The sequence below is a fragment of the Alphaproteobacteria bacterium genome (genome assembly GCA_018667735.1).
Lineage (GTDB): Bacteria > Pseudomonadota > Alphaproteobacteria > Rickettsiales > JABIRX01 > JABIRX01.
Genome location: JABIRX010000015.1, coordinates 114,308 through 124,878, shown reverse-complemented (window position 1 = coordinate 124,878; position 10,571 = coordinate 114,308). Strand labels below are relative to the sequence as shown.

General features: G+C 30.3%; 12 protein-coding genes. 6 read left to right on the top strand and 6 right to left on the bottom strand.

Annotated features, from left to right (window positions below):
- From rsmH to HOH73_01930, 3 genes are all read right to left on the bottom strand, one after another.
- On the bottom strand, positions 1-592 hold a 592-nt coding region (rsmH, locus tag HOH73_01940; protein MBT5827621.1), incomplete at its 3' end, for a 16S rRNA (cytosine(1402)-N(4))-methyltransferase RsmH.
- Positions 573-731 carry a hypothetical protein gene (locus tag HOH73_01935; protein ID MBT5827620.1) on the bottom strand — a complete coding sequence of 53 codons (159 nt, stop codon included), beginning with the start codon at positions 729-731 and terminating at the stop codon, positions 573-575. The genes rsmH and HOH73_01935, both read right to left, overlap by 20 nt.
- Before the next feature lies 1 nt (position 732).
- Positions 733-1,191 (bottom strand): cell division/cell wall cluster transcriptional repressor MraZ, encoded by a 459-nt coding sequence (locus HOH73_01930; GenBank protein MBT5827619.1) that lies wholly within the window; start codon positions 1,189-1,191, stop codon positions 733-735.
- 209 nt (positions 1,192-1,400) lie between these two features.
- Here HOH73_01930 and HOH73_01925 point away from each other — a divergent pair, with 209 nt between their 5' ends.
- From HOH73_01925 to HOH73_01910, 4 genes are read left to right on the top strand one after another with little or no spacing between them, the layout of a single operon-like run.
- Positions 1,401-1,748 carry a hypothetical protein gene (locus HOH73_01925; GenBank protein ID MBT5827618.1) on the top strand — a complete coding sequence of 116 codons (348 nt, stop codon included), beginning with the start codon at positions 1,401-1,403 and terminating at the stop codon, positions 1,746-1,748.
- A 49-nt stretch (positions 1,749-1,797) separates the two neighbouring features.
- Positions 1,798-3,198: a threonine synthase gene (locus HOH73_01920; GenBank protein ID MBT5827617.1), complete on the top strand. Its 1,401-nt coding sequence runs from the start codon at positions 1,798-1,800 to the stop codon at positions 3,196-3,198.
- Positions 3,199-3,200: 2 nt separating this feature from the next.
- Positions 3,201-4,316, top strand: coding sequence for a tRNA guanosine(34) transglycosylase Tgt (tgt, locus tag HOH73_01915; protein ID MBT5827616.1), 1,116 nt, complete (start codon positions 3,201-3,203; stop codon positions 4,314-4,316).
- Positions 4,317-4,366: 50 nt separating this feature from the next.
- Positions 4,367-5,227: a UDP-3-O-acyl-N-acetylglucosamine deacetylase gene (locus tag HOH73_01910; GenBank protein MBT5827615.1), complete on the top strand. Its 861-nt coding sequence runs from the start codon at positions 4,367-4,369 to the stop codon at positions 5,225-5,227.
- A gap of 1 nt (position 5,228) precedes the next feature.
- On the opposite strand, the gene trkA is transcribed toward HOH73_01910, so the two are convergent.
- Entirely contained in the window at positions 5,229-6,605 is a 1,377-nt protein-coding gene (gene trkA, locus HOH73_01905; GenBank protein ID MBT5827614.1) for a Trk system potassium transporter TrkA, read from the bottom strand.
- Positions 6,606-6,742: 137 nt separating this feature from the next.
- On the opposite strand from trkA, the gene obgE reads away from it, so the two are divergent.
- Together obgE and HOH73_01895 are read left to right on the top strand one after the other, a co-directional pair.
- Positions 6,743-7,747, top strand: a complete 1,005-nt coding sequence (gene obgE / locus HOH73_01900) for a GTPase ObgE (GenBank protein MBT5827613.1) — start codon at positions 6,743-6,745, stop codon at positions 7,745-7,747.
- Entirely contained in the window at positions 7,740-8,897 is a 1,158-nt protein-coding gene (locus tag HOH73_01895) for a coproporphyrinogen III oxidase (protein ID MBT5827612.1), read from the top strand. Before obgE ends, HOH73_01895 begins: the two co-directional genes overlap by 8 nt.
- Here the strand turns inward: HOH73_01895 and HOH73_01890 are convergent.
- Entirely contained in the window at positions 8,892-9,782 is an 891-nt protein-coding gene (locus HOH73_01890; GenBank protein MBT5827611.1) for an N-acetylmuramoyl-L-alanine amidase, read from the bottom strand. The two genes, HOH73_01895 and HOH73_01890, sit on opposite strands and share 6 nt — an antisense overlap.
- A gap of 58 nt (positions 9,783-9,840) precedes the next feature.
- Positions 9,841-10,548: an SDR family NAD(P)-dependent oxidoreductase gene (locus HOH73_01885; protein ID MBT5827610.1), complete on the bottom strand. Its 708-nt coding sequence runs from the start codon at positions 10,546-10,548 to the stop codon at positions 9,841-9,843.
- Positions 10,549-10,571: the final 23 nt, after the last annotated feature.

Below are 10,571 nucleotides of genomic sequence, written 5' to 3'. Positions count from 1 at the left end.
TTTTTCTATTTCTTTTAAAACTTTTAGCCTGCTCTACTATTTCAGCTAATTGCAATGTTGTTTCTATACTAGATTTCTCTCTTGCTCGACATATTCTTCTTGCAATCTTTCTTGACTCTCTTTCTTCACCATATTGAAATATTATATTAGCTAAATCTTCTTCTGCTGTTTCATTTACAATATTATATGCTGAAACATTATTTAAACCCATTTGCATATTCAATGCTGCATCCTTGTTAAAAGAAAAACCCCTTTCACCTTCATCTAATTGCATAGAAGACACTCCTAAATCTAAAACAATGCCATCTATTTTATCTATATTCTGTGCAGCTAGAGATGCTGATATTTGCGAAAATCTTTGATTTATAAACGATAGTTTTTGTGGAAATTCCTTTTGTAAGTTTAGAGCAAACCTTGCTACATTTTTATCTCTATCAAACGCAATAACTTGATTTTTATCATTTGCTTTTAATATAGCTTCACTATAACCACCAGCGCCAAAAGTTGCATCCACATACAAACCTTCTTTACTAGCATTTAAACCAATTAAAATCTCATTTAGCAATACTGATTTATGATAATTTTGCTGCATCTTTAACAATTTTATTTTTAGTTGCTAAATAAATCTGACACTTACCAATATTTATAACCCTAACTTCATAACTACCCTTTGCTAATTGCTTAAAGTTAGGTTTTAAAATATTTATGTTTTTTCTATTTTTATTTTCCATATTATTTATCATTTTTATTAAATTTTAATAATTTTCTATTTGCAAATGCAGTATCTTGCGCTTTTTGCATATATGTAGAAAATATTTCTGGGTTCCAAATTTCAAAAGTTTTTCCTTTACCAATAAAAACCGCTTTATTATCTAGTCTTGCTTTAGAAATAAGATTCTCAGGCAAAAGAACTCTTCCATCAGAATCAAAAGACAATTGATAACTACCACCTAATATAGCTGTGGCAAAAGCATCTCTTTCCTCTGAGTAAGGATCTAAATTATCTATATTAGCACTAAGTTCAGAAATTCTCTCCATACCACACGCCTCAATGCAGTCATTAACAAATGAAGCATAAATAATAACGCCCTGAAAATCTTGCTTTCTGATTACATTTCTAAAATTTGCCGGCACTGAAACCCTGCCCTTTTTGTCAATTTTGTTAGTAAAAGTAGATAAAAACAACATAATCAGAATTTTATGGGTTTGCATGGTTATTAATGGGATATTAAGTTAATAATATGGTTCTGTCAATTATTTTTACCTTTTTTAACCAAAAGATAACAACTAAGAACAAACTTAATTACATAATAAAACTTATTATAAAACTTAGTTTTCTTGAAAAAAAGGCAAAAATATGTTATAATATAGTTATAGCATAGAGCTTGGAGATAAATGATATGTATAAGAATTTTATTATTACAATATTACTAATTAGTATATCAACTCTAGATATTGCGGCCAATGAGCAAGCAAAAAATCAGAGTGATAATATCAAATTATCTAAAAAAGCAATTAACTTAGTATTTCCAAAACAAAATTTTGATTTTATCAAAAGTAAAAGTAGCAATGCAAACTATAAATATTTTACTACCGATAATATTTACCAACAAAATGAAGAAATATATGAAATTATTGGCATGTTTATATCAAAATACAAATCAGAACAAAACTTAAGAATCAAATTACGCGTAACCAGGAATGTTGATTTTAATCAAGCCTCACTTAATTGGAAAACTAACTTTTAATTTACTTTACTTTTAGCCTAAATATTTCATATATAAAATAAAAAAGCGCATGAAATATATAAGCACTAGGGGTAATGCACCCATTTTGAATTTTAAAGAAACTTTTCTTACAGGGCTTGCATCTGATGGAGGACTTTATGTTCCAGAAGAATATCCAGTATTTTCCAGCTCAAAAATATCTTCTTTGAAAAATTTAAATTATCAAGAATTATGCTATGAGATTTTCTTACCTTTTATAGGTAAAGAGATTCCAGCTGAAAAATTAAAAGAAATAATTGAAAAATCATATCAGGACTCAGTATTTACACACGCTGCGGTTGCTCCGTTAAAACAACTCTCTAAAAAACACTATATCTTAGAGTTGTTTCATGGTCCTACTAATGCTTTTAAAGATTTTGCCTTACAACTAATTGGTCATATGCTTGCTTATTTTTTAAAAGAAAATAGTGAGAAAGCCATTATTTTAGGTGCAACCTCAGGAGATACTGGCTCTGCTGCGATACATGGCTGTAAAAATTGCAAAAGAGCAGACATATACATACTTCACCCACACAATCGAACCTCAGAAGTTCAGCGTAAGCAAATGACCACAGTGAAGGATAAAAATGTATTTAACATTGCTATTAAAGGTGATTTTGATGATGCGCAAAATATTGTAAAACATGTGTTTTGTAATCAAGAATTTATTGCAAATAAGAAACGCTTGATTGCTGTTAATTCTATCAATTGGGTTAGAATTATGGGGCAAATAGTTTATTATTTTTATTCAGCACTAGCTCTAGGTGCACCAAATAACAAAATTAGCTATTCAGTTCCTACTGGTAATTTTGGTGATATTTTTGCAGGCTATGTTGCAAGAAAAATGGGCTTACCAATAGAAAAGCTAATAATTGCTACTAATAAAAACGATATCTTAAGTAGATTCATCAATCAAAATTCATATAAGCGTAAGAAATTAGTTGAAAGCTTAAGCCCTAGTATGGATATACAAATTTCTAGTAACTTTGAAAGATTATTATTTGACATGCATGATAATAATTCTAAAAAACTTAGTGAACTTATGTGTTCCTTTAAAGAAAAAGGAGAAATTTCTGTTACCTCTGAAGTTTTAGACAAAATTAAAGCTATATTTTTAGCATCTAAAAGCACGGATAAAGATATTGTTAAAATAATGAAATCTATTTCCACTAATTCAGATGAGATTTTAGATCCTCATACAGCAGCTGGAGTAAAATCAGCATTAGAATATGAGCATATTATAAACGGACCTATAATCACCTTAGCGACAGCTCACCCTGGAAAATTTCCATTAGCGCTTAAAAAGGCTAAATTAAACTTACCCTACTTGCCTGACACACTTGCAAAGCCTTTAAAAGAAAAGGAAAAGTTTGAAATTTTCGACAAGAATACAAGTCAAATTACTGATTATATAGCAAAAAATTCTCTTTAAAAATGTTAAATTTTAAAATCTTTTCAAAGTCAGACAAGTCTCGCACCGGCCTATTACAAACGGCACATGGGGACATCAGAACTCCAGCTTTTATGCCTGTTGGGACAGCTGCTACAGTTAAAGCAATGACACCTGAATTAGTGAAAAATTGTGGCGCAGATATAATTTTGGGTAATACTTATCACTTAATGTTACGACCTACTGCTGAAAGAATTCATAAATTAGGTGGCTTACATAAATTTATGAATTGGTCTAAACCTATTTTGACAGATTCGGGTGGCTTTCAAGTAATGTCTTTAGCGGCACTTCGTAAAATCACAGAAGAAGGTGTAAGATTTAAATCACATATAGATGGTAGCTCTCATTTGCTTACAGCAGAAAGATCTATGGAAATTCAGCATTTGCTGGGCTCTGATATTACCATGATTTTTGACGAGTGTCCTTCATTTCCAATTACAGAAGCTAAAGCAAATAACTCAATGAAACTCTCTTTGCGCTGGGCTGAAAGATCAAAAAAAGCTTTCATTAATAGAGAAGGTTATGGTTTATTTGGCATAGTTCAAGGCAGTATTTATGAGAATTTACGCAAAACTTCTGCAGAAGAACTTACTAAAATTGGTTTTGATGGTTATGCAATTGGTGGCTTAGCTGTTGGGGAAGGACATGAGTTAATGGTAAATACCCTTAAATTTACCGTGCCTTATTTACCAGAAGAAAAGCCTCATTATTTAATGGGCGTAGGAAAACCTGTTGATTTAGTTGCAGCAGTTAGAGAAGGTATAGACATGTTTGACTGCGTTATACCAACAAGATCAGGCCGTAATGGTCAAGCCTTTGTCAGAGGTGGTCGCATAAATATCAAAAAAAGCAAATATCAAGATGACCCTAGACCTTTAGATGAAAAATGTTCATGTTACACTTGTAAAAATTACTCCAGAGCTTATTTAAATCATTTATTTAAATCAGGAGAAATTTTGGCCTCTACTTTACTTACCAATCATAACATACATTATTATCAAGATTTAATGCAACAAATTAGAACTGAAATTCAAAATGATAATTACAATAATTTTGCTAATCAGTTTTTAGAAAAACACTTAAATACAGAACCTCTGTAGATAATCTTGCCAAATCATTAAAATATGTTACTTTTACTAAAAATTTAATTATGCAAAATAGTTACCAACAAACAATCGCCACAGAAATTAGCTGTACAGGTATAGGAGTACATACTGGAGAAACTGTAAATCTAACTTTCAAACCAGAACAAGAAAATAAAGGTATCAGCTTTGTAAGAACAGATATAACAGATAAAAACAATATAATTAAAGCAGATTTCAAATATGTTCACAAAACTAATTTAGGTACAAATCTTAAAAATGAAGATGGGGCCGAGATTGCAACAATAGAACACTTAATGTCCGCTTTGTGGTCTTGCAATATTGATAATTTAATTGTTGAAGTTGATAATGTTGAAATACCAATATTTGATGGTAGCAGTGAACCTTTTATTTTTTTTATTAATTCAGCTGGCACAAAAAAACAAGAATCCAAAAGGAAATTTCTTAAAATAAAAGAAAAAGTAACTGTAGAATTAGATAATAAATTTTGTTCCCTTGAACCTGATGATAACTTTAGCGTTGATTTTTCTATAGAATTTGACAATAGCGTAATTGGTAAACAAAATCACTCTTTCATTAATAACAAACATGATTATAAAGCTGAAATATCTAGAGCTAGAACATTTGGCTTAGAAGAAGAAGTTGCTTATTTAAGACAAAATGGTTTAGCCTTAGGTGGAAGCTTAGATAATGCAATAGTTGTAGGTAAAGATAAAATATTAAATCCTGATGGTTTAAGATTTAAAAATGAATTTGCTAGACATAAAATCTTAGATGTAATTGGTGACTTATACTTATGTAAAATGCCTATAATTGGTAAATATATAGGTAATAAAGCAGGTCATGAGCTAAATAATAAACTGCTACGAGCAATATTTAAAAATGATGCTAATTATGAGATTATATAAGCTAAAAATATTTAAATTTATCTGAAAATATTTTCTCAGCTTGCTTTAATCTTTCCATTCTACTCATAATAATTAAACGATCATTAGCAACTATTTCGGTTTTATCACAAGGAATAATCAACTCGCCATCTCTCATAATCATTGATATGTATAGCCCATTTGGCAAGCTTAAATCTTTTATAGTTTTACCTATAGAATATGATGATTCAAACGCATCAGTTTCAATAATTTCTGCTTGAGATTCACAAATTGAATGAGCATTTCTAACTTTAAAATTTCTAATATATCTTAATATGGATGATATTGTTATTTCCCTAGGGTTAACTATCACATCAATTCCAAGAGATGAAAATAATGGTGCAAAAGATACACTATTAACTAAAGAAACAGCTTTTTTACAACCAAACTTCTTTGCAAGTAAAGCAGATAAAATATTTACTTCATCATCATTTGAAACTGCTATTATAGCATCACTTGAAGAAATATTTACTTCTCTTAAAATTTCTTGATCTAGAGCATCGCCATTTACAACTAAGGTGTGTTCAAATTTTTCAGCTATTTTATTAGCACAAACAGTATCTCTTTCAATCAGCTTAACATTATTTGTGTTGTTTTCTTCCTCCAATTTTTGCGCTAAATAAGAACCTACTCTACCGCCTCCTACAATTCTAATTTTACTCGCTTCTTTTTCTTCATGTCCTAAGATGCCCATTAGCTCTTTTAAATCATCATTGTCACATAACAAATATACCTCATCACTAGAGCATATCTCTAATTTACTACTTTTGTCATATAAATCTTGTTCTCGATTAAAGGCTATAATTTGTGCTTTTAAATCGCCTAAAATTTGATTTGCTTCATCTATAGTTTTGTTAATAACAATAGTTTTATCTAATATTTTAACTGAAATTAATTTAGCTTTATTATCTGCAAATGATATGGATTCAATGGAACCAGGTATATGTAGGCGATCAAAAATGGCTCTGGCAACTTCTACCTCTGGCGATATTATTACATCTATTGGCATGTCATCTGGTGAAAACATTTTTTCTATTCCTTTAGTAAAATAGCTCTGACTTCTAATTCTAGCTATTTTCTTCTTAATCTTAAAAATTGAGTGAGCAACCTGACATGCCACCATATTAATTTCATCCGATTGGGTTACTGCAACAATCATATCTGCATCCTCTGCTCCAGCTTCTTCCAGTATATCAGGATGAGATGCATAGCCAACCAGAGCGGTTACATCTAAACTATTATTAATTTTTTCAATTAATTTTTGTGACTGGTCAATAACCGTCACATCATTATCTTCAAGGGTTAATTGTTTTGCTATACTTGTGCCTACTTGACCGGCACCACAAATTATTACTTTCATAACATATATTATATTTACAATTTTTGTAACTTAGTTTTCATTAAAATCAAGATAAGAATCAAACTATATAAATCTATAATTTAATTGATTGTTATTAGTTTGATAATAGTTATATTCTCTAAGTTTTAAGGTTGAGTATGCAATTTATTGACGAAGCAAAAATATGGATAAAAAGTGGTAATGGAGGCAATGGTTGTCTTAGCTTTAGAAGAGAAGCTCACATTCCTTTAGGCGGACCAGATGGCGGCAATGGAGGTCGAGGTGGCCATATCATTTTCAAAGCTACCAACTCGATAAACACCTTAATTGACTATCGTTTTAAAAAACATTTCAAAGCTAAAAATGGCGAACCTGGTAAAGGAAAAAATCGCTTTGGCAAAAATGGTGAGGATTTAACATTAATAGTTCCAGTGGGCACACAATTATTAAGTGAATCTGGCAACATTATTGCTGACTTAGACCATAATGGACAAGAATTATTATTTTTGGATGGTGGTAAAGGTGGAGCTGGTAATGCAGCCTTTAAAAGTTCTAAAAATCAATCACCTAGATTTACTAAGCCAGGAGATAGTGGCGAAGAATTAAATATATTTCTGCAATTAAAAATTATTTCTGACCTTGGTATTATTGGCTTTCCAAATGCTGGTAAATCAACCTTATTATCAAGCTTATCTAGAGCAAAGCCTAAAATTGCTGATTATCCATTTACAACCTTAAAACCTGAGTTAGGAGTAGTTTTCATTGATGAAAATGAATTTGTTATGGCGGACATACCAGGTTTAATAGAAGGTGCAAGCGAAGGAACAGGCTTAGGTCATAAATTTTTAAAACATATAGAAAGATGCAAATCTTTATTACACTTAATTGACATCACTAGTGACGATCTATACAGCTCATATAAAATTATAAGAAAAGAGCTTCAAGAATATAGTGAAATATTAGCTAATAAGCAGGAGATAATAGCTTTAAATAAAACAGATTTAATTACAGATGAAGAAGCAATTATAAAACAAAAAGAATTAGCACAAAAATTAAACAAGGAAGTTTTATTAGTGTCTGCAGTAGCAAAACACAATATTATAGACCTTAAAAGAACCGCTTACAACACTTGTTGTGCTGCAGAACTTTCAGATAATGAATAATAGCTCCCTTTATATTCACTTTCCTATTTGCAAGGCAAAATGCCCATATTGTGATTTTAATTCGCATGTAATGAATTTTAGCAATATATCCCAATGGCAAAAAGCCTATGAAAATGAATTAAAATTTTATGCAAATTTAATAGGCCCAAGAAAAATAACTTCTATTTTTTTTGGTGGTGGTACGCCTAGCTTAATGCCAATAGCTTTAGTTGAATCTATTTTAAATAATATTTCTAAATATTTTGAAGTTAAAGAAAATATTGAAATTAGCTTAGAAGCTAACCCAACATCTAGTGAGGCGCAAAAATTTAAAGCTCTAAAAGAAGCTGGTATAAATAGACTCTCTCTCGGCATTCAAGCCTTGAATAACAATGATCTGAAATTTTTAGGGCGAGAACATTGTAAAGAGGAAGCAATCAAAGCTATTTTGCTAGCAAAAGACAATTTTACTAATTTTTCTTTTGATTTAATCTACGCAAGACCTGGGCAAACAATGGATGCATGGGCTAAAGAATTAGATTTTGCACTTGCTCTATCACCTAAGCATCTTTCCTTATATCAATTAACCATAGAAAAAGGCACAAAATTCTATAAACAACATAGTTTAGGAGAGTTTACTCTGCCAGCAGAAGCAGAGCAAATTAAACTATATGACTTAACTGAAGAAAAATGTGCAAAATATAGCTTAAAAAAATATGAAATTTCTAACTATGCTAAAGATAAATTTGAATCTCAGCATAATCTTAATTATTGGCAATATGGAGATTATATAGGTATAGGAGCTGGTGCTCATTCAAGAATTACGATTGATCGGATAAAACATTCTTTCTTAACTTATCATCAGCCAGAAAAATGGTTAAAACATAGCCTAGAACTTAACAACTCTATACAAAAGCAAACAAAGCTTAGTAAAGAAGCAATGCTTGAAGAATTACTAATTTTTGGCCTAAGAATAAAAAATGGTATAAATCTTAAATTATTTGATGATTACTTAGGTAAAAGTTTTAACGCAATATATGGCGACAAACTAAATACGCTATGTCAGGAAAATTTAATAAAAATTACAAAACAAAAGTTAATTGCTACAAGCAAAGGTCAAAATTTGGCCCATAACATTACTAATTTCATGGTAAAGAATGCCTCTTTATAAAGAAAAATATTTATTTATAGCTTCGCTTGCACCTTTTAAAAACTTATCTTGGTAGGATTTTTTCTGTAAATTTTTACTATCAGTTTTATTTGTGATAAAGCCAAGCTCAATAAGAACAGAAGCCATGTTTGAATTTTTTAATACTACAAAACCTGCTGAATGGTGACTATTTTGTCTTACCTGCACCCTCTTTCTTAAATTTTGATTCAATAATTTAGCAAATAAAATAGACTTGTTTTTTGCATCACGAAATGACAAACCAATTAAGGCATCAGAAACATCTTTATCTAAATCTGATAAATCTAAGCCTGATACTATATCCACTTTATTTTCTTTTTTAGCAAGTAATGATGCTTCTTTATTTGATGCTTTTTCAGACAGGGTATAAACTGTTAAACCGCTAGCTTTTTTATTGTGAGCAGCATCTGCATGAAGTGAGATAAACATATCAGCTTTATATTTTCTTGCAATTGCGATCCTTTTTCTAAGCGGCAAATAAACATCTTTATCTCTAGTTAAGTAAACATTATAACGCTGGTTTTTTTCTAACTTACTTTTAAGTGCTTTTGCATATGCTAATACTATGTTTTTCTCTTGTAACTTTTTATGACCTATTGCGCCTGGGTCTTTACCACCATGACCAGCATCTATCACAATGATTCGAGTTTTATGAACAAGATTTGTTTCAATACTATCCATTAAAACGCCTAAATCAGAAAAGTCATCTGCTTTATAGTTATCCTCTTTTGATGCTTTATGCTGCTTTGTAATATTTGGCTTTTTCTTAGGATAAAGCTCTAATAATTCTTCATGCCACACATTATCAATTAGCTTATCTAGTGATAACTCTTCTAAATTACTTTCTGCACCTAATTTACCCTGCAAACAAAGCAATAAAATAATGTTATAAAATAGTAATTTATATAATCTAGATAAGAACATTTTACAAAATATGCTCCCCTGAATCTACATATAGACTTTGCCCATAACAATTATTATTAATAAAATAATCTATAGCTTTTAATAAATCTTCTATATCAGGTTTTTGCATAGCAGGCAATTTATGCTCTCGAGCTTTATTATCAGATGAATTAGCCTCAATTAAATCAGCTAACATCATACCGGGGCGAATTTCATTAACCTGGATTTTAGGAGCTAAGTTTTTTGCTAACATTTTAGTTAGTTCAGATAATGATTTTTTGGTCAATATATAAGGAAAAAAAGCTGTAGCATTTTTACTTACCATAACATCTGTTATATTTATAATTTTTGCTTCATGATCATATTTAGCCATACTCTGCGCCAAAATAAGTGGAGTTTTCACATGTATAGAAAAATTATCATCTAAAGCATCTTCTGTAAGCTCACTAAAAGAACAACGCTCAAAAATAGAGGCATTATTAATTAATAAATCAATATTTTGAAAATCAAATTTAACTCGAGCAATTAAATTTCTGGTAAAAGAACTATCTCTAAAGTCCCCTTGGTAAAATTTAATCCTACAGCCATTTGGCGCTAGCTTAACAATCTGTTTAGCATTTTCTAGTGAATTATTACAAGTAAAAGCCACATCCCAGCCTTTTGCTAAAAAATCCTCAATTATTATTTTACCTAATCTCCTTGCCGCTCCCGTGATTAATACTACTGGCATAGTTTTATTATTATCTTGTTAAT